At 47.1% G+C, this 22,920-nt stretch carries 24 protein-coding genes and 1 tRNA gene; 20 read left to right on the top strand and 5 right to left on the bottom strand.

Features of this window, described 5'->3' with window-relative positions; translation table 11 throughout:
• Positions 1-4: 4 nt before the first annotated feature.
• The 3 genes from Q9M42_RS09860 (at position 5) to Q9M42_RS09850 (ending at position 3,043) form a co-directional block, all read left to right on the top strand.
• Positions 5-1,279 (top strand): TRAP transporter large permease, encoded by a 1,275-nt coding sequence (locus Q9M42_RS09860; RefSeq protein WP_322526317.1) that lies wholly within the window; start codon positions 5-7, stop codon positions 1,277-1,279.
• Positions 1,280-1,369: 90 nt separating this feature from the next.
• Entirely contained in the window at positions 1,370-2,446 is a 1,077-nt protein-coding gene (dctP, locus tag Q9M42_RS09855) for a TRAP transporter substrate-binding protein DctP (RefSeq protein WP_322526316.1), read from the top strand.
• A 120-nt stretch (positions 2,447-2,566) separates the two neighbouring features.
• The gene (locus tag Q9M42_RS09850) at positions 2,567-3,043 is read left to right on the top strand and encodes an S-ribosylhomocysteine lyase (RefSeq protein WP_322526315.1); all 477 of its coding nucleotides are present in this window, start codon (positions 2,567-2,569) and stop codon (positions 3,041-3,043) included.
• Positions 3,044-3,153: 110 nt separating this feature from the next.
• On the opposite strand, the gene Q9M42_RS09845 is transcribed toward Q9M42_RS09850, so the two are convergent.
• The gene (locus Q9M42_RS09845) at positions 3,154-3,777 is read right to left on the bottom strand and encodes an isochorismatase family cysteine hydrolase (protein ID WP_322526314.1); all 624 of its coding nucleotides are present in this window, start codon (positions 3,775-3,777) and stop codon (positions 3,154-3,156) included.
• Between the two features lie 227 nt (positions 3,778-4,004).
• Between Q9M42_RS09845 and Q9M42_RS09840 the strand changes: the two genes are divergently transcribed.
• The 3 genes from Q9M42_RS09840 to Q9M42_RS09830 all read left to right on the top strand — a co-directional run bounded on the left by Q9M42_RS09840 (position 4,005) and on the right by Q9M42_RS09830 (position 7,253).
• Positions 4,005-4,499, top strand: a complete 495-nt coding sequence (locus tag Q9M42_RS09840) for an Lrp/AsnC family transcriptional regulator (protein ID WP_322526313.1) — start codon at positions 4,005-4,007, stop codon at positions 4,497-4,499.
• The gene (locus Q9M42_RS09835) at positions 4,496-5,674 is read left to right on the top strand and encodes an aminotransferase (RefSeq protein WP_322526312.1); all 1,179 of its coding nucleotides are present in this window, start codon (positions 4,496-4,498) and stop codon (positions 5,672-5,674) included. Before Q9M42_RS09840 ends, Q9M42_RS09835 begins: the two co-directional genes overlap by 4 nt.
• A 145-nt stretch (positions 5,675-5,819) precedes the next feature.
• Complete coding sequence (locus Q9M42_RS09830) at positions 5,820-7,253, top strand: DUF2254 domain-containing protein (RefSeq protein WP_322526311.1); 1,434 nt, start codon at positions 5,820-5,822, stop codon at positions 7,251-7,253.
• Between the two features lie 25 nt (positions 7,254-7,278).
• Here the strand turns inward: Q9M42_RS09830 and Q9M42_RS09825 are convergent, their stop codons facing one another.
• Positions 7,279-8,631 (bottom strand): sodium-dependent transporter, encoded by a 1,353-nt coding sequence (locus Q9M42_RS09825; RefSeq protein ID WP_322526310.1) that lies wholly within the window; start codon positions 8,629-8,631, stop codon positions 7,279-7,281.
• 150 nt (positions 8,632-8,781) lie between these two features.
• Between Q9M42_RS09825 and yugI the strand changes: the two genes are divergently transcribed.
• From yugI to Q9M42_RS09810, 3 genes are all read left to right on the top strand, one after another.
• A complete protein-coding gene (gene yugI, locus Q9M42_RS09820; protein ID WP_079475578.1) occupies positions 8,782-9,213 on the top strand; it encodes a S1 domain-containing post-transcriptional regulator GSP13 in 432 nt (143 codons plus the stop codon).
• Positions 9,214-9,383: 170 nt separating this feature from the next.
• Entirely contained in the window at positions 9,384-10,742 is a 1,359-nt protein-coding gene (locus tag Q9M42_RS09815) for a glucose-6-phosphate isomerase (protein WP_322526309.1), read from the top strand.
• 135 nt (positions 10,743-10,877) lie between these two features.
• Positions 10,878-10,953: transfer RNA gene (locus Q9M42_RS09810), tRNA-Ala, on the top strand.
• Positions 10,954-11,194: 241 nt separating this feature from the next.
• Here Q9M42_RS09810 and Q9M42_RS09805 read toward each other — a convergent pair.
• Positions 11,195-11,359: a hypothetical protein gene (locus tag Q9M42_RS09805; RefSeq protein WP_322526308.1), complete on the bottom strand. Its 165-nt coding sequence runs from the start codon at positions 11,357-11,359 to the stop codon at positions 11,195-11,197.
• 178 nt (positions 11,360-11,537) lie between these two features.
• On the opposite strand from Q9M42_RS09805, the gene Q9M42_RS09800 reads away from it, so the two are divergent.
• The 7 genes from Q9M42_RS09800 to Q9M42_RS09770 all read left to right on the top strand — a co-directional run bounded on the left by Q9M42_RS09800 (position 11,538) and on the right by Q9M42_RS09770 (position 17,333).
• Complete coding sequence (locus Q9M42_RS09800; RefSeq protein WP_322526307.1) at positions 11,538-12,353, top strand: SGNH/GDSL hydrolase family protein; 816 nt, start codon at positions 11,538-11,540, stop codon at positions 12,351-12,353.
• A gap of 757 nt (positions 12,354-13,110) precedes the next feature.
• Positions 13,111-13,728, top strand: coding sequence for a hypothetical protein (locus Q9M42_RS09795; protein ID WP_322526306.1), 618 nt, complete (start codon positions 13,111-13,113; stop codon positions 13,726-13,728).
• A 46-nt stretch (positions 13,729-13,774) separates the two neighbouring features.
• Entirely contained in the window at positions 13,775-14,188 is a 414-nt protein-coding gene (locus Q9M42_RS09790) for a DUF3942 family protein (protein ID WP_322526305.1), read from the top strand.
• 180 nt (positions 14,189-14,368) lie between these two features.
• Entirely contained in the window at positions 14,369-15,211 is an 843-nt protein-coding gene (gene panB, locus Q9M42_RS09785; RefSeq protein WP_322526304.1) for a 3-methyl-2-oxobutanoate hydroxymethyltransferase, read from the top strand.
• Positions 15,208-16,071: a pantoate--beta-alanine ligase gene (gene panC, locus Q9M42_RS09780; RefSeq protein WP_322526303.1), complete on the top strand. Its 864-nt coding sequence runs from the start codon at positions 15,208-15,210 to the stop codon at positions 16,069-16,071. The genes panB and panC overlap by 4 nt, the downstream gene beginning before the upstream one ends.
• 5 nt (positions 16,072-16,076) lie before the next feature.
• Positions 16,077-16,463, top strand: a complete 387-nt coding sequence (gene panD / locus Q9M42_RS09775) for an aspartate 1-decarboxylase (RefSeq protein ID WP_322526302.1) — start codon at positions 16,077-16,079, stop codon at positions 16,461-16,463.
• A 21-nt stretch (positions 16,464-16,484) separates the two neighbouring features.
• Entirely contained in the window at positions 16,485-17,333 is an 849-nt protein-coding gene (locus tag Q9M42_RS09770) for an aminoglycoside 6-adenylyltransferase (protein ID WP_322526391.1), read from the top strand.
• 162 nt (positions 17,334-17,495) lie between these two features.
• Here the strand turns inward: Q9M42_RS09770 and Q9M42_RS09765 are convergent, their stop codons facing one another.
• Entirely contained in the window at positions 17,496-18,038 is a 543-nt protein-coding gene (locus Q9M42_RS09765; protein ID WP_322526301.1) for a dihydrofolate reductase family protein, read from the bottom strand.
• Between the two features lie 84 nt (positions 18,039-18,122).
• Here Q9M42_RS09765 and Q9M42_RS09760 point away from each other — a divergent pair, with 84 nt between their 5' ends.
• The 4 genes from Q9M42_RS09760 to ytkD all read left to right on the top strand — a co-directional run bounded on the left by Q9M42_RS09760 (position 18,123) and on the right by ytkD (position 21,181).
• Positions 18,123-18,887, top strand: a complete 765-nt coding sequence (locus Q9M42_RS09760; RefSeq protein ID WP_322526300.1) for a C40 family peptidase — start codon at positions 18,123-18,125, stop codon at positions 18,885-18,887.
• A gap of 90 nt (positions 18,888-18,977) precedes the next feature.
• Positions 18,978-20,165: a MalY/PatB family protein gene (locus Q9M42_RS09755; protein WP_322526299.1), complete on the top strand. Its 1,188-nt coding sequence runs from the start codon at positions 18,978-18,980 to the stop codon at positions 20,163-20,165.
• Positions 20,162-20,632, top strand: a complete 471-nt coding sequence (locus tag Q9M42_RS09750) for a YwpF family protein (RefSeq protein WP_322526298.1) — start codon at positions 20,162-20,164, stop codon at positions 20,630-20,632. The genes Q9M42_RS09755 and Q9M42_RS09750 overlap by 4 nt, the downstream gene beginning before the upstream one ends.
• A gap of 57 nt (positions 20,633-20,689) precedes the next feature.
• Positions 20,690-21,181 (top strand): RNA deprotection pyrophosphohydrolase, encoded by a 492-nt coding sequence (gene ytkD / locus Q9M42_RS09745; RefSeq protein WP_322526297.1) that lies wholly within the window; start codon positions 20,690-20,692, stop codon positions 21,179-21,181.
• Positions 21,182-21,262: 81 nt separating this feature from the next.
• Here the strand turns inward: ytkD and pckA are convergent, their stop codons facing one another.
• Positions 21,263-22,846: a phosphoenolpyruvate carboxykinase (ATP) gene (pckA, locus tag Q9M42_RS09740; protein ID WP_322526296.1), complete on the bottom strand. Its 1,584-nt coding sequence runs from the start codon at positions 22,844-22,846 to the stop codon at positions 21,263-21,265.
• Positions 22,847-22,920: the final 74 nt, after the last annotated feature.

Raw genomic sequence — 22,920 nt, 5'->3', positions numbered from 1 at the left:
AATTATGCTTTTTACATTACTTGCGATAATGGTCATTTTTTTAGCACTCGGTTTCCCTATGATGGTTCCATTAATTTTGGCTCCGCTGGTGATAGTGCTGTTTTTCTTTGATGCCGTTGATCCGTTCATCATGCTGCAGCAAATGCTTGAAGGGATATCAAGCTACGTACTCTTGGCGGTTCCCATGTTTATCTTTGCAGCAGACATTATGTCCCAGGGCCACACATCAAAGCGGCTGCTTGATTTTATTGGCGCTTTTGTCGGCCACCTCCGGGGCGGTTATGCAATTACAACAGCTGCCGCCTGTACCATCTTCGGTTCGATTTCCGGGTCTACGCAGGCTACGGTGGTAGCGATCGGTGGTCCAATGAGACAGAGGCTTTTAAAAGTAGGGTACAAAGACTCCACAGCTATTGCTTTTATTATTAATGCAAGCGACGTCGCGCTCCTCATACCGCCGAGTATAGGGATGATTATGTATTCCTTAATCTCCGGTACTTCCCTGGGAGATATGTTCATTGCGGGTATTGGCCCCGGCCTTCTCGTATTTGTCTTTTTTACTCTTTATGCTTACATACACGCAAAAATTTACAGCATTCCGCTCGCAGCTAAAATTCCCTGGAAAGAGCGCGGAAAAATGACATTTGATGCGATCTTTCCTCTATTGTTTCCAGTCATTATTATTGGAGGAATTTACTCCGGGCTTTTCACTCCGACAGAGGCAGCAGCAATGGCTGTCGTGTATGCCTTTGTATTGGAGGTTATTATTTACCGTACAGTAAAGCTGAAGCAGATGTTCAGCATTGCTTTATCTTCAGGACTCGTAACTTCGGCTGTTTTTATGCTCGTAGCCGGCGGTCAAGTATTTGCATGGGTCATTCAGTTTGCTCGCATTCCTCAAATGATTACAGATACTTTCCTTGGAGGAGACCCGGGGCCTATTTATGTTTTGATTATTGTCTCCATTTTCTTCTTTATCGGCTGTATGTTTGTGGATCCAATTGTAGTTATTCTGATATTGACTCCGATTTTCTATCCAGCAGCGATCCAGGCAGGGGTGGATCCAGTCCATCTAGGGGTGGTTATTACTTTCCAGGCAGCGCTTGGTTCTGCAACTCCGCCATTTGGCGTGGATATATTCACGGCGAGCGCGGTATTTAACCGATCGTACCTCGATACGATCCGCGGGACGCCTCCATTTATTGTAATGATGCTGATTATTGCAGTCCTGCTGATTTCGTTTGAGCCTATTTCAACGTTTTTACTTCCTGATAATTAACGGGGGGCTGGATGAGGAAGGGGGTTGCGGATGGCCGTCTCTCCGACAGCTGTATCATTCGTGTTACTACTCAAAAGGGGGAAATTATACATGAAAAAGAAAAAGCTTGGTTTGTTGATGGGGACAACTCTCTCTACCGCAGCAGTACTCGCAGCCTGCGGTGGTGGCGGTGGTGGCGATGAAAGCAGTGGTGGGGGTGATGGTGAAGAAACATATGAATGGACCTTTGTAACTGAGGAAAACGAAGGCCAGGTACAGTACGAATATGCGCAGGAGTTCGCGAGCCGTATGGATGAAAAGACAGACGGCCAGGTGGCGATCGAGCCGGTGGAATTCGGCGGACTTGGCAGTGAAGTTGATCAGGTGGAGCAGCTCCAGCAGGGGGCGGTTGAAATGGCTGTGGTCTCCCCGGGGTTTACAGGAACGATGGTAGAGGAAGGCCAGGTTTTCTCGCTTCAGTTTTTACTCCCAAATGATCAGGAAGATGTGCAGCAGGTGTTGAATGAAAGTGAAGCACTAAACGAGACGTTAGCCGCCAGATATGAAGAAGAAGACATTATGCCGCTATCCTTTTGGAGTGAAGGGGCGATGCAGTGGACCGGGAACAAAGCCATTGAATCTCCGGATGACTTCAACGGCTTCCAAATGAGAACCCAGAATTCACCGCTGCTTCAGCAGACATACCGTGAATACGGCGCGGATCCACAGGTTCTGAGTGCCGGGGAGCTTTATACTTCCCTTGATAACGGTACAGTGGACGGCCAGGAGAATCCGTTGTTCTTCATCGAAGCTTCTTCTTACGATGAAGTGCAGAGTCATTTGATGATTTCCAACCAAAACTCGTATGTAGCGATGACGACAGTGAACCCTCAGTTTTATAATGAGCTTCCGGATGATTTGAAAGAAACATTTGATGAGACGGTAACGGAAATGCAGGACTGGGTATATGACGAACAGGTGGAGCAGAACGAACAGGCCCGCGAAACCATGACCAGTGAATCCGATATTGAACAAGTGGAACTGAGTGAAGACCAGCGCGCTGAATTCCGCGAAGTGACCCTTCCAATGCGTGATTACTATGTAGAGGAAGTAGGCGGTGATGCAGAAGACATTCTGACGACGCTTGAAGGCGAAATTGAAGAAATCACCGGCGAAGAAGTCGAGTAGTATATTTTTAAGCCCCGACATCTGGTCGGGGTTTTTTTACCGCAATTGTTTAATTTGGAATCACAAGCGGGAAAAGATACAATGGAAAGAAGAAAATAATAAAGGAGTGAACGTAACGATATGGCAAAAGTAGAAAGTTTTGAACTCGATCATACGAAAGTAGTTGCTCCGTACGTCCGTCAGGCAGGCGTGCAAAAGGTTGGAAGCGATGGTATCGTCACTAAATTTGATATTCGTTTCTGTCAGCCGAACGAAGATAACCTCGAGCCACCGACGATTCATACGATGGAGCATTTGCTTGCTTTAAATATTCGCGAATATGCCGAAGATTATGATCATTTTGAAGTCATTGATCTTTCGCCGATGGGCTGTCAGACAGGCTTTTATCTGATTATGAACGGGGAGCCATCGGTAAGTGAGATCATCGATATACTTGAGAAAACGATGAAAGACGGCGTAGAAGTTACCGAAGTGCCGGCAGCAACTGAACTGCAGTGCGGCCAGGCGAAGCTTCATGATCTTGAAGGCGCCAAGCAGGTATTCCACAACTGGCTCAACCAGGATAAAGCTTCACTCGAACGCGTATTTGAAGCATAGTTATCAAGCATCCTTCCGGAACAGCCGGAAGGATGCTTTTATTAGTCTTCAGTATGTTGTAAATGTCAGTATGTAAAAAAGCTTCCGGAAAGCCGGAAGCTTTTACGTGCTTATGAGGAATGGGAAGGCTGTGGAAGCTCCTGGGCTTCCTGAATGATTTTTTTCAGATCGTATTCAGTGCTGTCTCTAGTGTCGGCACCGAGCACCTTACTCATCAAATTAATTGCTTCTTCATTGGCCTGCATACTGTTTGATGCGGTGCAGTCCTGCGGAACCATTAGTTTATACCCGCGCATGTAGGCATCGTTTACTGTAAAGTGGACACACATGTTCCCCGCGACGCCGGCGAATATAATTGTTGTGACTCCCAGGTAGTTCAGCAGGATTTCCAGTGGAGTAGCAAAAAATCCTGAAAACTGAGGCTTGAGTATATAATAGTCATCGTCGTCAGGCAGAATTTTTTCTACTACTGGTTTGCCGGGGACTCCGTCACGTCTGCAGTATTCCACCAGGTCCGGGAAATTACTCTGCCAGCGTCCGTAATTATCGTTCACGTAAATAACAGGTATATCTCTTTCTTTCGCCTGCTTTTTCAGGTTTTTAACATTTTCAGCTGCATCGAGAGCATGAGGAAGTAAATCGTCGCTGTCCGGAAAATCCAAATCGTTGATCATATCTAGAACTACAAAAGCCACACTGGACTGTTGATTTACATGGGGTTTTTCTGATGCCATCTTATCGCCTCCATTTTTACTGATTCCTTTTTTGAATAAATTTTAAAAGGCTTTTTTGTGATCAGCAGCAAATCAATTTGAAAATTTTCGAGGAAAGCTTGATAATGTTTTATATACCATCCAAAAAATATTGTAAAAAAGAAGGACATGTCGTTTGGTGTCCTCTCTTAGTGTACAATAGTACACGGGAGATGTAATTTTTAGGAGAGAGAAAGGGGCTGCCATCCTTGAACGAAAAAGAATTAGAGATTCTGCACTTATTGGAGCAGAACGCCAGAATGGATATTAAAACCATTGCCAAGCTAATAAATCAAACAGAAGAAGAAGTAGAAATGATGCTGAAAAAATTAGAGGAAAATAAAGTGATCGTCACGTATGCTACTGTTGTGGACTGGAGCAAAGTCAATAACCATGATGGTGTGACGGCAATGATTGATGTGAAAGTCACTCCGCAGCGGGGGGTTGGGTTTGATGAAGTAGCAGAACGGATCCATCGTTTCCCGGAAGTCAAAGCCCTTTATCTGGTGTCTGGTACGTATGATCTTCAGGTAGTTATCGAAGGAAAAACGATGTCTGAAATCGCTTCGTTTGTTTCCGGGAAGCTGTCGGCGCTTGATTCGGTTATTTCCACGACGACGCATTTCCGCCTGAAAACCTACAAACACGACGGAGTAGTGTTCGGCGATGACGATGAAGATCACAGAATGATGGTCTCGCCATGAATACTTCCTCCACACAGCAGCACAGACTTTCAGAAACCGTGCAGCAGTTAAAGCCTTCAGGCATACGCCGGTTTTTTGATTTAGCTTCTACGATGGAAAATGTCATTTCCCTCGGGGTGGGGGAACCGGATTTTGTCACCCCGTGGAATGTAAGAGAAGCGAGCATTGTATCGATGGAGAGGGGCTTTACCTCCTATACGGCGAATGCGGGCTTGATTGAGCTCCGAAGAGCCGTTTCATATTATCTCGAGAACTCTTTTGGTGTCTCGTATCATCCGGAATCGGATATTGTGATTACTGTAGGAGCAAGTGAAGGCATTGATGCGGCTTTTCGGGCAATTATTAATCCGGGGGATGAAGTGATTGTCGTAGAGCCCTGCTTCGTCTCCTATGCGCCGATTATTACGATGGCCGGGGGAGTGCCGGTACCACTTGAAACAACGAAAAAGCACGACTTTAAAATCAATGCAGAAGACCTTGAAGCCCTTATCACTTCAAAAACGAAAGCAGTGCTTCTTTCATACCCGAACAACCCGACCGGAGCCCACATGTCAAAAGAAGAGCTCGAGCCAGTCGTAAAAATAATTAAGGACTATGACCTGCTGGCTGTATCGGATGAAATTTACGCCGAGCTCAGCTACGATTATGAGCATGCAAGCCTTCCGGCATTTCCAGGCATGCTCGAGCGTACAATTTTGATCTCCGGCTTTTCCAAAGCCTTTGCGATGACAGGCTGGAGGGTAGGATACGTGTGCGGTCCGAAAGATATTATGGCTGCAGTACTAAAAATTCACCAGTATACGATGATGTGTGCGTCCACCTCCGCCCAGTTTGGAGCGCTTGAAGCGTTGAAAAACGGGCGCGCAGATGTCGAGAAAATGGTGGCAAGCTACCGGCAGCGCCGTAATTATTTAGTGAAGACTTTTGCGGAGATGGGGCTCGAATGCCACACGCCGCTCGGCGCTTTCTATGCGTTTCCTTCGATTGAAAAGCTCGGTATGGACGCCGAGACATTTGCCGAGACGTTTCTGACAGAAGAGCAGGTGGCTGTGGTGCCGGGCACAGTCTTTGGTTTAGGAGGAGAAGGACACGTCCGCTGCTCGTATGCTACTTCGCTGGAGTCGCTTGTGGAGGCCATGGAGCGGTTCAAACGCTTCATGGACCGGCATGGATAAAAAAGCACAGACCGGCAGGTTTTCTCTGCCGGTTTTTTCATGTAAAGTTGCCCTATGCTGACTTCAGTTTAAAACATGAACAGAAGGGAAACTGATACAGGGATTTACATACGTATTTTTGCTTCGTATAGAGAGGATGAATTTATTGAAAAATGCTATTCGACGCATGCTGCCGAAAAAAATCCGGCAACTGATGAGCATGTCTTACCGCCAGCAGTGGTATGAAATACGCTCGAGCTTATGGGTGCTCCCGGCCCTTTACATTATGCTTGCGGCCCTGCTTTCCGTTGCAGCCTACTGGGCAGAGTTTGGTCTGCAGCCGGCCTTCAACTCGCTGCCGGTATTTTCGACGGAATACAGCCTGACACAGACGATGTACAGCACGATGCTCTCCGGCGTGCTTACCTTGAACGCTTTTACATTTAACTCGATTCTTGTAGTACTTACGAGCTTTTCAGGCCAGTTTACCCCACGGGTGCTTTTTAACTTTATTGCTGACCGAAAAACCCAGCACTCCATCGGAATCTTTAATTTATGTTTCTTTTTCCTGCTGTTTGTATTCTTTTTCCTTGATTCAAGCATGAGTGAATACGTGATTTTCCCTATCTCTGGCGTGGTAATGACTTCTATTTCCGTCATTAACTTTATTTTGTTTATCAACCATGCGACGAGATGGATGCAGGTATCAAGCATTACGACTTCCATGAAAGAAGAATCGCAGCTGCGTATTTTGAATACGCTCGTATACGACCTTGAACCGTACCGTCCGGATGATCCGAATCGGGTTTACCGGGAGAAAACGCATGGCGAGGCCCATGTAGTAGCCAGTGAACGAACTGGCTTTCTGCAGGTGGTGGATTTTGGGAAGCTGATACGCGAAGCGAGAAAAGACGGGATCGTTATTCAAATGGAGCGCCGCGTTGGTGACTTCGTTATGGAAGGGATTACGTTATTTAAATACTGGAAAACGGACAGCAGCGCGGACATGGCGATCAATGAACAGAAATTCCGCCAGTTTTTGTACCTGGGACACAGCAAAACGGAAGTGCAGGATTTGGAATTCGGTATTCGGAAATTGACCGAAATTGCGATCAAATCGATTGGAAACGATGAACCGATGACCGCCCAGGACGCTATTTATCAGTTAACGGACCTGCTGTTTTCGATTTCCAAAGTGACAAAATTTACACCGTATTTAACGGACGAAGATGAAACGCTGCGTTTGATTATGCTGGATGAAGAATTTTCTTTTTATGTATATTCAGCCTTCAGTCATATCGCCTCGTACTCTGAAAACGACCCGGTTGTTACAAACAGTCTGCTTGAGGCACTGGTGATTTTATCAAAAGCTTTAAACACGAAAGATAAAAACTGCTGCTGGCATTATGGGAAAGTAATTGCACGCGGATTTACCGGCCAGTTTAAGTATGATTACGATCAGATGAAATTTGTGAACAATATTGAAGCTCTTTCGGAAAATTCGGAGGACAGGGAACCGTTTCAGAGCTTTGTGCGCGATTTCATTGACCGCGGCGTTATTCAGGAAAAGCATATTCCGGAACGTCAGTACAAAAGTTAAAAAAGCAGCCCGCGGGCTGCTTTTTTTAGGATCCTGTGAATAATCCGATAAGGGAGTTAATGAATACGATAATAATCGCTACTGGAGCGATATAGCGAATGATGGTAAACCACATAAGGAATATACCATTTCCCATAACTGAGCCCCTCATTACTTCATCACGCAAATCTGCTTTTTTCATTTTTAATGGCAGAAACAGAGATACGATCAGCGCGCCGAGGGGAAGCAGGAAGTTGCTTGTCAGAATATCGATGGAATCAAAGAAGGTGTTGCCAAAAATAAGCCAGTCAGAAAGCAGCCCGTATGACAGGTTCGACGGAATGCCGAGAAGGAAAATTAGAATACCGACAACCCATGCTGTGCGCCCGCGGCTGTCCGGGCGTTTGTAAGACACGGAAGAAACGATGATCTCGAGCAGTGAAAATGCCGAAGTTAACGTGGCAAACACAAGCAGGAGCATAAACAGCGTAAAGAACAATGAACCAAGTGCAAGCTGCTCAAACACTGCCGGCAGCACAATGAAAATCAAATTAGGGCCGGCGTCCGGCGGGATATCAAAAGCAAACACCCCCGGGAAAATAGCAAGCCCGGAAAGCAGCGAAATAATTATCGTCAATACGACAATGGAAAACGCTGAGTTGATCAGACTTTTTTCTTTCGGCAGGTATGAGCTGTATGTAGCCATTACAGAGTTACCGAGGCTGAGTGAGAAAAATGCCTGGCCGAGTGCGAAAAGAATCGTGGTGCCTGTGACTGCACTGAAGTCCGGCTGCAAAAAGAAAGCAATGCCTTCGCCGGCTCCTTCAAGGGTAAGCGAACGAACTACAATTACAATAAATAGTATAAAAAGTGCAGGCATCATCCAGTTCGTCGTCCGTTCGATCCCTTTACGCACACCGCCCTGTACGACAAGAATCGTAATCAGCATAAAGGCAAGATGGGCGATGCCTACTTCCCAAGGATTGGAAATGATCGAGCCAAACAAGGCTTCATAGTCTGTTCCCTCACTTGTAAGACCTCCGAGGCTCCGGAAAAAGTAAATAATAATCCATCCGCCGACAACAGAATAAAAAGATAAAATTAAAATAGCACAGATCATGCCTATGATACCGTTAAAAAACCAGGGAGTATTCGGCGCAATAGTTTTATAGGCGGGGACCGGCGGCTTTTGGGTACGACGCCCGACCACAAATTCGGCTATTAATAAAGCGGTTCCGAGAATGAGCGTAAAAGCAACAAAAATCAGAAAAAAAGCCCCGCCGCCGCTGGTTCCTGCGACATACGGCAGGCGCCAGACAGCGCCCAGACCGATGGCAGATCCGGCTGCTGCTAATACGAACCCAAGCCTCGTCCCCCACTGTTCACGTGGTTGGCTCATAGTAGGTTCCTCCTTAAAATTAATTTATTCCTTTAAAGTACCGAACATGTGGGACTTTTGTCAAGAATCGAACGTGAGTTTATCGATTGCCGAATCCCTAAAATAATGCTATAATTTGAAAGTTAATAAAAAGTTATAGGAGTTGTTTGAATGTCAGTACAGCAATATGAAGTAGGCGCAATCGTCGAGGGGAAAGTAACGGGAATTAAACCATTCGGCGCGTTCGTTGCGCTCGACGGAAATAAACAAGGATTGGTTCACATTTCTGAAATTGCCCACGGCTACGTGAAGGATATTAACGAAGCACTGTCAGTAGGCGATGAAGTTAAAGTGAAAATCAAATCCGTCGATCAGGAATCAGGGAAGATTTCTCTTTCCATCCGGGACACCCTTCCGGCACCGGAAAAAAGCGAAAGCCGCCCGCAAAGCCAGGCTCCGCGTCAAAGCAAAAGCAGCGGCCGTCCAGCCCAGCAGAGTAATAACGACACTCAAGGATTTAATACTCTTGAAGATAAATTAAAAGACTGGTTGAAGCAATCCAATGAAATTCAGGCAGATCTGAATAAGCGGGTGCGAAAATAATTATCCCCGTTTTAAGAACCGTCGCTTTCGAGCGGCGGTTTTTTTACATAGTTGAAACGGGTACAGGTGTTTGAAGAACGTTTTGCGGGCGTCCGGGTTTTTCTTTATAATGGAGAAGGATTATAGAGGCGGAGGAAACGTAAAACATATTTAAGGGAGGCAGTAATAACATGGCAAAGCAAATTGAAGTGAACAGCAAAAATATTTCTCAGGAAATATCAGAGCATGAGATTGAGCAGCTGCAGCCGATGGTGGAAACGGCTCATCGCATGATTCATGAAAAAACCGGAGCCGGTTCGGAATATCTCGGATGGGTTGATCTTCCGGATACATACGACAGAGAGGAATTCTCGCGCATCCAGCAGGCAGCCGAAAAAATTAAAAAGGACTCAGACGTGCTGATTGTAATCGGTATTGGGGGCTCTTACCTCGGGGCGAAGGCGGCCATTGACAGCTTGAGCCATTCGTTCCGCAACCAGCTCGACGGCTCTAAACGGAACGGCCCGGAAATTTATTTCGCCGGCCACCAGATCAGTCAGCGCTACATGCATGACCTTCTTGAAATGGTGGAGGGCAAGGACGTTTCGGTAAACGTTATTTCAAAGTCCGGCACTACAACAGAACCGGCTCTTGCATTCCGAGTGTTCCGGGACTGGCTCGAGAAAAAATACGGTGCAGAGGAAGCGGCTTCAAGAATTTACGCTACGACAGATAAAAGCAAAGGCGCTTTAAAAACGCTGGCTGACGAAAAGGGCTATGAAACATTCGTCGTGCCGGATGACGTCGGCGGCCGTTATTCCGTTCTTACAGCCGTAGGGCTTCTTCCTATCGCAGCAGCAGGGCTGGACGTGGAAAAAATGATGGACGGAGCGGCTGCAGCCATGGACGCTGGCAAGCTTCAGAGTGTAAAAGAAAACTCGGCCTACCGTTATGCTGCTATCCGTTACGCTGCGTATCAGAAAGGGAAAGCCATTGAACTGCTGGTGAACTATGAGCCGCACATGCATTTTGTATCTGAATGGTGGAAGCAGCTGTACGGGGAAAGCGAAGGCAAAGACGGGAAAGGATTATTCCCGGCGGCAGTCGATTTCTCAACGGATTTGCATTCGATGGGGCAGTACATCCAGGAGGGCCGGCGCCATTTGCTCGAAACAGTACTTCATATTCAGGATGCAGGGAGCGCTCTGGAATTGAAAAACACTGATGATGACCTGGACGGCTTAAATTATTTATCAGGGGAAACGATGGGATTCGTCAACGAGAAAGCGTTCGAAGGCACGCTTCTTGCCCATACTGACGGAGGCGTACCAAATATTATTATTGATATTCCGGAATGGAATGAATATTATTTCGGATACCTCGTTTACTTCTTTGAAAAAGCGTGTGCTGTGAGTGGTTATATGCTCGGTGTCAATCCATTTGACCAGCCTGGCGTGGAAGCGTATAAAAAGAACATGTTTGCCCTTCTCGGTAAACCCGGATTTGAAGAACGCCAGACAGCGCTTGAAACGCGGCTGAATGAAGAGTAAGCAGAAAATGGGCCTGCCCGGCGGCAGGCCGTCTTTTTTACAAAGCTGCAAAAAAACGTGAAAAAAGGACTTGTCAGACAGAGAGAGACAAGGTACAATATTTCTTGTCGGCTGATATTTTATCAGCAAAAATATGGGGCCTTAGCTCAGCCGGGAGAGCGCTTGGCTGGCAGCCAAGAGGTCAGCGGTTCGATCCCGCTAGGCTCCACCATACATATTACGCCAACGACACCGGTTTGAGAGCTGTTTCTCACCCCGGTGTCGTTTTTGTATTGGCTTATAAAAGTATATGTACTTTTTTTAGTTACAAAACTTGCTGTTTAAAACGCATTGGGGTATTATATATTCATTCCAAGATACATACCACGCCAACGACGCCGGTTTGAGGGACTATCCTCGGCCCGGCGTCGTTCTTTGTTTCGGCGGTATGTGTTTAGGATGACCGCAGCGACCTATTTATAATAGAGGTTTTCGTTGGATAATGGAATCGAAGCGTGGCAGTTTTCGCACGGCTGTTCATTCCCGGAAACGTTAGCATCAGTGCTCAACGTTTCCGGTGGCATTTGAATGGAAGCGGTGTTTTCGTGTCCGCATTCCGGGCATTTTACCATTAACATTGATTATTCACCTCACTTTTTATAATGGTTTTCCCGCCTGCCCACAGGTTATAACTTCTATTGTAAGAAAAATTTGATAAATGAGAAGAACTGATTCTTTGGACCTTGTAGGAGCACACCGGGATATATTATGCTATGAGCAATTCGCTATCGAATACAACAGAAGGGGTTATGGCAGATGAGAAAAAGAGTTATCCTGCTGCTCACAGCTGCTGTAGCTGGCGGTATCTGGATAATCGTTTCTTTAAACAGAGAATCTGTGAATGAAAACAGGGAGAGAACTAAAGCACCGGACCAGGAGCTTTCAGAACTGGAGGAAATGAATATTTATTCATTTTTGCAGCACCGCCTGGATACCTATCATGCTTCTACTGTAGAAGTGTTTGGCTCAAGTGTAGCTGCCGGCACCGGAGCGGATAGCTACAGCGAATCCTGGGCTGGCCGGCTGGAGGAGAGACTGCAGCGGATTACTGATGGCAGCCAGCACGTAGAACTGAACAACCATGGGGTGAATGGCTATTCTTCAAAGGATATGCTTGAGCGGGGAATGATCGATGCTGAGCTTTCTGGAGAAGCAGATTTTGTGATTATTGAGACAGGTATATTGAATGATTTCTATCGAGGCATTCCAGCCGCTCAAAGTATTGATAATATCCATCAGTTGATCCGGGAAGCGAAAGCGAAGGCGCCGGATGCCGAAGTGTTGGTGATGAACCCAAACCCGGCGATCACCTATGAGAACACGAATCCGGAGCTCGATAGCGGCTATCAGGAATTTGCGGATCAGCTCAAAGAAGAATTTGAGCGTGATCAGGGAGTCCTGTTTATAGATGCCTCTGTACCCTTCCACGAAAATGCAGAAAACGGCCGTCAGATGGAACAGTATATTGGTGACGGCATTCATCCAAACAGAGAAGGCTACCGGCTCTGGTATGAGCATATGGATGCGTATTTTGAGCAGACACCGGTTCAAGAGGCAGAAGAATCCGGTTAAAAGATCCATGAACTGTTTTTATAGAAAGAACGAGAGCGCGCTGCGAAAGCAGGGCGTTCTTTTTTGCAGGCCTTCCTCTAAAACTGTTTACAAATGCAATTAGTAAATTATAAGAGGAAAGGCGGTGTTCGCATATTAATGATGTTAAGCAGAAATGAAAAAATTAGCTGGAAGCAGTAGTGCTGCTCACTTTTTGCTTAAACAAAGAGATGGAAGTCGAGTAACAGCAGGGTAGCTCTGACAGGTTTTTCACGAATTCCTCTGTCTGGATTCAGGAGGTTTTCCGGAGGTTGATAAAAGAATATGTGAAAGAAGTACTGTTTTAGGAAGAATGAGATTAAACAACTTATTTTCCCTGAATATTAGGTAAGATAAAGGTACACACCCAATAGAGGAAAAGCATAGCCAGAAGAAACAGGAAGGAGTTTTCTATGAGCTACACTGCGCGTGAACTAGTTTTCAGCCAGGCCTGTAACTGCTGGAGCCGTATTTCGTATCTGTATCAATGTGAACCGAAAATAGTAACCGTCTCGATTTTTCCCTCAGCGGGCAAAAGAAGTACTCAACTCAACGCCGATATGCTGAGTATTGAAGAATTTTGGAAGGTTTGCTACGAAAAATTCAAAGCGGATTTTACGGAAAATTAATAATATTGGCTTATAAAAAATAAAAATAACGGCGCTTTCGAGGGACGTTTGCCCGTGCGCTCAGAGGGTAATTACCAATAGGCACAAGGAATATTAGAAGAGGTGAAAGTATGACTGCCGGACTATTACTAAGCGCCGTGCCGCCCAAGGGGGATCCTTTTGTAATGATTGCTACGGACTCAAAGGGAGCAAGCCTTGAGGGTGGGCCGGCGGATGAAAAGGCGCAGAAGGTATTTGATGCCGGAAATGCGCTGCTGGCTGTGAGTGGTGTGGCAACAGACGCCCACCGGTCGCGTCTTGTGAATATTCTCAAATCACATAAAGAGCAGCCAATTGATAAAAAAATGCAGCTGGTGTACGACGAAAGTCTGGCCGTGAAAAAAGAGCTTGGCTTAAATATGACTGCTGCGATTATGCAGTTTGACGAAAATGGGAATCCGCAGGTGGCGTTCTGCTATGTTGGAACGGATGAAGGAGATCAGCAGTTCAACCCACATACGTTCGACCGTCGGGTGCCGGAAGTCAATCACGCGTATTTCGGTGAAGATAAAGAAGGGGTTACCGAATTTCGAAAAAAGCTGGACGAGAAGCTTGATAAGAAAACAATTACTCCGGACCATGTCCGCGAGTCCGCCGGATGGTTTATCCGGAGGGCTGCAGAAGCGTTTCCTGAAGCGGTAAATACCAGGGTCCAGACAAGGGTGAAGGTGTTCAGACCCGGAATGTGAGCCGGCACAGAATACATTAATACGCAATTGAAAGGGGAGAAAATCAATGAGCTTTGAAAATACATTCGCTACTAAAACACGCAAATATTTAAATATTGATGCCCAGCCAGAGCAGCAGTTAATCGATTCGACGGCGAGGGAAATCATGTATTATTTTATGGATCTTGAAGAAGAATTTAAAAATATAAACGACCGCAAGTTTCATATTGAAGCAGGCTTTCATGAAAGCTATATTAAGATCAATAAGCGAAAGCTTTCTTTTGAGTTAAAGCATATCCCTTACCACCGCATCACCATCATTCAAAAAGTGAATGGCAATAAAGCCCATATAGATCATATTATTGCCAAAGACGATGAAGCCCGCAGTGAAGCAGATGAGACCCCCTTCAGCCGTGATTTGATCCGCCGGTATCTGATTCAGACATTTGGAGATTCGCTTGACTTAAGTAATATTTATTAATGCCCTCTTACAGGGGCATTTTTTATTGAAGTTTTTTTGGATAAACGAAGTCGCGATGGTTGAATAAATGGCAGGGGCGTCAGATAATATACATGTGTAAACACAAGCCGGCCTAAGCAGTATGTATCGGCAAAAATATCAGATAATTCTTTATCTTTTGAGTGAAGCAGGAGGAGAGAGATGAAAAGCACGGCGGTATTGAAACAGATGAAAGAACGGCAGGAACCGATTACGATGATCACAGCGTACGACGCTCCGACAGGGAAGGCCGCGGAAAAAGCTGGCATGGATATGATACTTGTAGGTGATTCGGCGGGGATGGTCGTACACGGCTACGATTCCACGATTCCGGTAACGCTTGACGATATGGTGATGCATGCACGTGCGGTTCGACGGGGAGCTCCGGGTACATTTATCGTAGTGGATCTTCCCTTTTTAACCTATCATTCCTCTGTAGAGAGCACGTTCACAGCAGTGAGACGTCTTATGCAGGAAGGTGGTGCTCAGGCAGTTAAGCTTGAAGGGGGAGATGAAGTTACCAGAGGAACCATCGCCCGCTTAACGGCTGCCGGTGTACCGGTCATGGGACATCTCGGTCTTACTCCCCAGTCCGTAGGGGTACTTGGAGGGTACAAAGTACAAGGGAAAACAAAAGAAGAAGCACAGCGGTTGATGGAAGAAGCAGAGGGACTCGAACAGGCGGGTGCTTTTGCGCTAGTGCTTGAATGCGTTCCCGGAGAGCTTGCCGACCGGATTGCAGTGCATCTTTCGATTCCGGTTATCGGCATAGGTGCCGGCGCCGGCGTTGACGGACAGGTGCTGGTTTTTCACGACACTGTCGGGTGGGGAGAGAGCTTTGTCCCTTCCTTTGCTAAGCAGTACACTAACGTGCAGGCACAGATTGATGAAGCCCTTGAAAGCTATGTAAGTGATGTAAAGGCGAAAGCATTTCCAGAGGAGAGGCATACTTTTTCCATGGATGCCTCTGTACTGAAAGATCTTAGCAGAGGCGCACCTTCATGAAAGTATTTACTTCAATTCAGGAAATTCGCACACATATCAGTGAGAGAAAACAGCAGGGAGAAATAATTGGATTTGTGCCGACAATGGGAGCGCTGCACGAAGGACATTTTTCATTAATGATGCAGGCTTTGAAAGAAAACGACGCAGTGGTAGTGAGCATTTTTGTCAATCCACTGCAGTTTGGCCCGGATGAAGATTACGAAGCGTACCCGCGTAAGCTCGAAGCGGATCTTGAAAAAGCCGAAGCCCGGGGCGTCGATATAGTGTTTGTCCCTTCAGCGAAAGAGATGTATCCCGAAGAGATGCAGACAGGGGTGCGCGTGCTTGAAGGAAGTGATGTGCTCTGCGGTAAAAGCCGGCCGGGACATTTTGACGGAGTGGCGACCGTGGTGCTGAAGCTGTTGCAGATTGTTCAGCCGGCGCGGGCCTACTTTGGACAGAAGGATGCACAGCAGGCTGCTGTACTAACGAATATGGTCCGTGATTTTAATCTTCCAACAAAGATTGTTACTGGCCCAACGGTTCGGGAAGCTGATGGTCTGGCTCTGAGCTCCCGAAATGTGAATTTAACCAGCAGGGAGCGCCGGGAAGCTGTCTGGCTGTATGAAGGATTAAAGCAGGGAGCGTTATGGATAGAAGAGGGTCTTTATGGACCCGAGGAAATTTTGAAGAAAGCAAAACGTATAGTAGAAGCTAACATTTCCGGAACGATTGATTATATGGAGATTTTAACTTATCCCGGTCTAAAACCTGTAAGGGAATGGAACGGTCAGGTAATTATTGCAGGAGCGGTGCAGTTTTCGGGAGCGAGACTCATCGATAATATTATTCTTTTTCCTGACCAGAAAGAAAGGGTGTGACGCTGATGTACCGTACGATGATGAAATCAAAGCTTCACCGGGCTGTAGTCACAGAAGCAGATTTAAACTATGTAGGAAGCATTACCATTGACCGGGATCTGATGGAGGCGGTGGACCTGTGGGAAAACGAGAAAGTGCAGGTGGTCAATAATACGAACGGGGCCCGTCTGGAAACGTACGTGATTGAAGGCCCCCGGGGCAGTGGGGTAATTTGCCTGAACGGTGCAGCCGCGAGAATGGCTCAGCCCGGGGATGTGGTCATCATTATTGCTTATGCATTGATGGAAAATGAAACGGCCCGGGAGTTCAAACCGGCGGTAGCTGTGCTTAACAGTCATAACCAAATCAGGCAGATGCTGTCTTACGAGCCTGCATCGACGACCCTGGATTAAAAGGAGATGCTGCCTGTGCGCATGCCTGAGGCTATGATGGCGCTGATAATGGAGACTGCGAGGGAAGATGAACGGGTCCGGGCTGCAGCTCTAAGCGGGTCCCGTGCAGCTGCAGGAGATAGCAGTGCTGATCTTTTCAGTGATTTTGATATTATTTATTTTGTGGAAAATATGGAACAAATGATTCAGGACCGGGGCTGGCTTGAAGTATTTGGGGAGCCTTTGATTATGCAGACGCCGGATGAAATGAATTTATACCGTGAACCATTGGGAGAATCATTTGCCTTTCTAATGCTTTTTCAGGATGGTAACCGTATTGATTTAACCTTAAAGCACGCATCCAGCAGGTATGAGCACTGGAAGCAGGACGGTTTGACCCGCTGTCTGCTGGATAAAGATAACCCAGCTTCTGATTTTCCTGCTCCTACCGACATAGGCTACAAAACAATGGAGCCGGAAGAGGGATTCTTTCAACAATGCTGTAATGAGTTTTGGTGGGTGGCGGTGTATGTAGTCAAAGGCTGGGGGCGAAGAGAAATGCTCTACGCCCAGGCTCACCTTAATATTATCCGCCGTATGCTGGTACAAATGCTGCAGTGGAAGGTTGTACTCGAAAAAAAGACATCAGTAAATTTCGGCCAGGAGGCGAAGTATTTGGAAAAATACCTCGGGCACAAGAACAATAGAGAACTGGCAGCTACTTATGCAGCGGGCTCTTACGATAGCATTTGGGCCTCTTTGCAGACAGCGATGGTTATGTTTGAACGGGAATCTGCTTCTATTGCGGACAAATGCGGGTTTGCGTTGAACGAGCAGGAAGGTAGACGGGTGAAGCAATATATAAAAGAGGTTAAACGCGCGGTAGAATAAAAAAAGGCTCCTGCAGGCAGCAGGAGCAACAAGAAATATAGGATAAGAGCAACAAATTGGACGAATGCTACTCTATATGTTTATTATTACCTAAAGAGTAAGAAAAGTACACACTTTTCAGAAAAAATGATGCTTTTACCTACAGATGCGAATGAGTCTAAACTACTGATCGGGCAGATCTTCAACCCGTTTATAGTGGAGCTGGGCCAGCTCTCCCCAACGCTTCACTTCGTACAGATGAAGCCGTTTTGGCTGCCCGGGCCGTTGCTTAAACAACGGAATGCCGCTTCCTAGAAGATCGGGCGTGAAGGTAATAATGTACTCATCGATCAATTCTTCGTTAAGCAGAGGATCGATAATGTCTGCTCCCCCAACAAGCCATATACCAGTTCCAGACTCCTGCTGTTTGTTTTGAAGCCACTTGGTAACGTCGCCCTGCACAAAGGTTACAGGCCCGCCACCGTCCAGGCTGCTGGTGGAAAAAACATAGCAGTCTTTGTCCCTGTACGGAAAGGAATCTGTTAAGACAAGCACGTGTTCATAGGTTTTTCTCCCCATAACAACGGTATCCACCCGCCGGTACATTTCGTCGTAGCCGTTATCACCTTCGCCTCCTGCTTTCATCAGCCAGTCAATATTCCCTTCTGCATCAGCGATATAGCCGTCAAGACTGACGGCTATAAATAGAATTACCGGCTTCATCATGATCACTCCCTTCTGAATAGTAGATCTATTTTAGCATGATAAAGAAAGGATAATCGGAACAATTACACGGGAAGGAGGTAAAACATGAAGAGAAACTGGGTGTGGGCAAGTGTTGCTGGAGCAATAATTATAGCAGGCGGTGCGGGCTACTGGGCAGACCGGCACGTTTTAATCACAAATGTCGATGGCAATGACAAAGCCTGGTACATCGAGGGCGGAAAAACGGAGGAAGAGCTCTACCTTCGTCCCGAAACGGCGGCATCTTTATACGGAGCGGAACTGGAGCAGGAAGGGCCGGCCGTGCGTTTATCGGTGAACGGCGCTTCTTGGGAGGGAGAGCTTGAACAGAGCCCGGCCTGGTTCAATTGGAGAGGAGAATCTTATATTCCTGCAAAAGAAGCCGCGAAAGAACTGGCATTCGAAGAAGAAGACACCGGAAACCGATATACAACTCAGCTGTGGAGCCCGGCACAGGAAAGAATCGCCAGAGTAATTGAAAAAGGGGAAGAGTTTACAGGTGTACCGTACAAATGGGGAGCGTCTGAAACTACGACCGAATATTTCGATTGTTCCTCCTTTACGCAGCGTATGTACGCTGAAGAAAATGTGGATCTTCCAAGGGTCTCGGAGGATCAGGCGCAGGAAGGCCGGGATGTTGCTGGAGAAGACTGGAAGCGGGGAGACCTGATTTTCTTCGATACGAATGGCGACGGCAGTATTAATCATGTAAGTATGTATATTTCTGACGAAACACTGTTTCACGCCACAGAAGCCGACGGTGTCGGCTATACTGATTTTTCGGATTACTGGAAGGAATCCGTGGTGGAAGCAAAACGATTCATCGTTTAAAAGCCGTTTGGATTCGTCTTCCTAAAAAGAAAGTGATAAAATAAATAACGGAATAGACATGGGAAGATGAAACGAGGAGGCTTTTTAAGCATGAATTTTAACAAGGTATTAAATCGAAAAAATACAAACTCAATGAAGTGGGACTTTGCGGCTGAACGCTACGGCTCTTCGGAGCTCTGGCCGATGTGGGTTGCGGACATGGATTTTCAGGCGCCGCAGCCTGTACTTGATGCCATGCAGGAGGTAGTTGATCACGGGATTTTCGGCTATCACCGGCGTCCAGAATCATTGAAGGACGCGACAACTGAATGGATTCGCTCGCGCCATGACTGGAATGTAAGCAATGATCAGCTCGTCTTCACCCCGGGCGTAGTGCCGGCGATCAGTCATCTAATTCAGACATTTACGGAAAAAGGTGATGGCGTTATTCTTCAGACTCCGGTCTACTACCCGTTCTATATGTTAGTAAATAATAATGAACGAACGCTATATAAGAACCCGCTGAAAGAAACAGATGAAGGCTTTACTATCGATGTGGAAAACCTTGAAGAACAGATGAAAGCCGGGGCGAAAATGCTTTTATTGTGCAGCCCTCACAACCCTATCGGCCGGGTGTGGACCGAGGAAGAGCTGCAGCAGATCGCCGCTCTGGCAGAGAAGTACAACGTGCTGGTAGTATCTGATGAAATACACGCAGATCTTATTCTCTCCGGCGTGCATGTGCCGTTTTCGAAGGTGGCGGATGGCTATGATGTGGAAACCATCACCTGCATGGCGCCGAGCAAAACCTTTAATCTTGCAGCCCTGCAGCTGTCCTATGTGGTTTTTGAGAAAAAAGCTTCACAAAAAGCATACGAAGCCCATCTGCAGCTTAATTTTGTCGGAATAGATAACCCGTTCGCCACAGTAGCTGCGGAAGCCGCCTACCGGCACGGGAGCGAGTGGCTGGAAGAACTGCTCGTTCATCTGCGGGAAAACGTTGATTATTTAAAAGACCAGCTGGAGTCGGCAATCCCGGAAGCACATGTTATTAAGCCGGAAGGAACGTATCTCGTCTGGATTGATCTCCGGAACCTCGGCATGGATAAAAAAGAGCTGGAGGAATGGCTGCGCAAAGAAGCAGGGGTAGCTCTTAGTGACGGCCACATCTTTGGAGATGAAGGTGCTGGTTTTGTCCGCATTAACGTGGCCTGCCCACGCACGCATATCGATGAGGGCGTACGCCGCTTAAAAGAAGCATATGAACGAACAATTCAGGCCGCCGGCCGTAAATCATGAAAACGTTCCGTTTAGTCCGCCTCAGCCTGTTTCAAAAAGACGGTGACGCGATTGAAATGCATGAGATAAAAATGAAAGAAGGGCTCATTATTAATCGGGAAGAGCCTGATAGATCATGGCTCCTTGATGCGGTCATACCTACAGAGTATGAAGATATCATTCACGAGTGGGAAAGACACGAAGAGGAAATGCTGATGGAAGCGGTCATCACTCATCCCGACAATGCCCCGGCGCTTTTGAGGGGAGTCGTGAAAAAAACCACGAGACTCGAGCATTCTCTTGGCGTTTTAATCCAGGCGTATATGGCTGGAAAAGATGAAAATATCACCGAACTGATATTGAAAGAGTTGATTACCGAAGGATATGAAGGCGATCAGCTTATGGAAGAGTTTCACGAGCGAAAAAACGATCAGCGCTCCTGGTCTAAAGCAATGGCGGCAAGGTTATACAGCCGCCAGGAAAAATAATTTCCCCCGGAGAGATGATAGAAGTGGAGTGATACGTATGTGTGAGGAACTGGGCATATGACAACCTGCTACAAATTCCGGGACTACTATAATAACGAAGTGGAATTGGCGTTAAACGGCACTCCATTTTCAGACAAGCCGGGACATGTATGGGTTATATGCTTATATGCCGGCAGGTGGCTGCTCACTCGTCACTCCCAGCGCGGGCTGGAGTTTCCGGGCGGGAAGATCGAAGAGGGAGAAGCCCCCGAAGAAGCAGCTGTACGGGAGGTCGATGAGGAAACCGGCGGCCGGGTTGAAGTGATACGCTCTCTTGGCCAGTACAAGGTGGCGGGCCGGAGTGAAGATGTAATAAAAAATATATACATCGCTGTGGTGGATTCGCTGATTCCTCATGAGGATTATATGGAAACAGACGGACCGGTGCTGATAGAAACACTTCCAAGTAATATTCGTGACCATCCCGGCTACAGCTTTATTATGAAAGACGAAGTGCTTCCCCGTACTGTAAAATATGCGGAGGAAGCAGGATATATTACATTGAAATGAAAGGAACCGATGCCTGTTTATATTCAGGCACCGGTTCCTTTTAACGTATTGCATCTTCCTGACGTCGATGAAAAACAGCTCCTACAACTGGGTTGGTCCGGCGTCTGCGATAGAAGCAGGCACGTCGTAAAACCGCTTGAAATTTTCCGCAAACTTGCGGGCAAGCATGCGGGCCTGAATCTCATAGTCGCCGGCTTCTGTCCACATTTTTTTCGGCTGAAGCATATCTTCGGGAACGCCGGGGCAGGACTCAGGGATATGCAGCCCGAAAATAGGGTCCTCGACCGTGGCTGTATCAGTCAGCTCTCCGTTGAGGGCTGCCTGCACCATAGCCCGGGTGTATGAAAGATCCATGCGGCTGCCGACTCCGTAGCCGCCGCCGCTCCATCCGGTGTTCACCAGAAAGACAGGCACATTGTGTTCATCGATTTTTTCTCCGAGCATTTCTGCATAGACGGAAGCCTGCCGGGGAAGGAACGGTGCCCCAAAGCAGGTGGAGAAGGTTGCTTCCGGGGAAGTGACGCCTCTTTCCGTTCCGGCGAGCTTGCTTGTGTAGCCGCTGAGAAAATGATACATCGCCTGCTCCTTTGTCAGTCTGCTGATTGGCGGAAGAACACCGAATGCATCTGCAGTTAAAAAGATGATAGCCGAGGGATGACCGGCTGTGCCGGAGGGAACAATTCCATCGACATGTTCAATCGGATAAGCAGCCCTTGTGTTTTCCGTAATCTGAGTATCTGTGTAGTCAACTTTTCCGCTGGCGCCGTCTATCCCAACATTTTCAAGTACAGCGCCAAAACGGATAGCGTTCCAGATCTGTGGTTCTTTCTGTTTGGACAGATTCGAGCATTTTGCGTAGCATCCGCCTTCGATATTAAAAATACCGTTCTCGGACCATCCGTGTTCATCGTCGCCGACCAAAAGCCGGGAAGGATCTGCGGAAAGGGTTGTTTTTCCAGTGCCGGAAAGGCCGAAAAACAAAGCGCTTGCACCGTCACTGCCGATGTTTGCCGAGCAGTGCATCGGGAGTACGTTTTGTTCAGGGAGCAGGTAGTTCATGACAGAAAAGATCGATTTTTTCATTTCTCCGGCGTATTCTGTGCCGCCGATTAAAATCGTGCGCTGTGCAAAGCTGATGACGATAAATGTTTCCGACGAGGTCCCATCTGTCTCAGGATCTGCTTTGCATTCCGGCGCAGCTATGAGCGTGAAGGGAGGAGCAGAAGGATTTTCTCTTCCGTCTGGTCGGATAAACAGCTGACGGGCGAACAATTGATGCCAGGCGCAGGAGGTGATGACCCGGACAGGTAGCTGGTAATCGGGGTCAGCTCCGGCCAGGGCGTCGCTTGCGAATACTTCATTCTGACCGTTCAAATGATTCATGACTTTTTTATAAAGCCGTTCAAACAATTCTTCGGACATTGGTTGGTTTACATTTCCCCAGTCAATATAAGGAGAACTGCCGGGCTCATCGACAATATATTTATCCTTTGGCGACCGTCCGGTATATTTGCCTGTTTTCACGGCAAGAGCACCTTCTGCTGTAAGTGATCCCTCCTGCAGAGCCAGCGAGCGCTTCACAAGCGCAGGTACAGAGAGGTTCCATTGGACGTGCGCTTCATTCAATAGATGTGTTTCGGGTTTGGAAGCGAACGGCGGCTTCATAAACAATCACTCCTTTAATGAGGGGGAAGTTGGATTTATTCATCATGAATGATGGATAGAATATAAAATAGTGT

Source organism: Marinococcus luteus (assembly GCF_034497705.1).
Taxonomy (GTDB): domain Bacteria; phylum Bacillota; class Bacilli; order Bacillales; family Marinococcaceae; genus Marinococcus; species Marinococcus luteus_A.
This window is presented reverse-complemented; position numbering and strand designations above follow the sequence as displayed.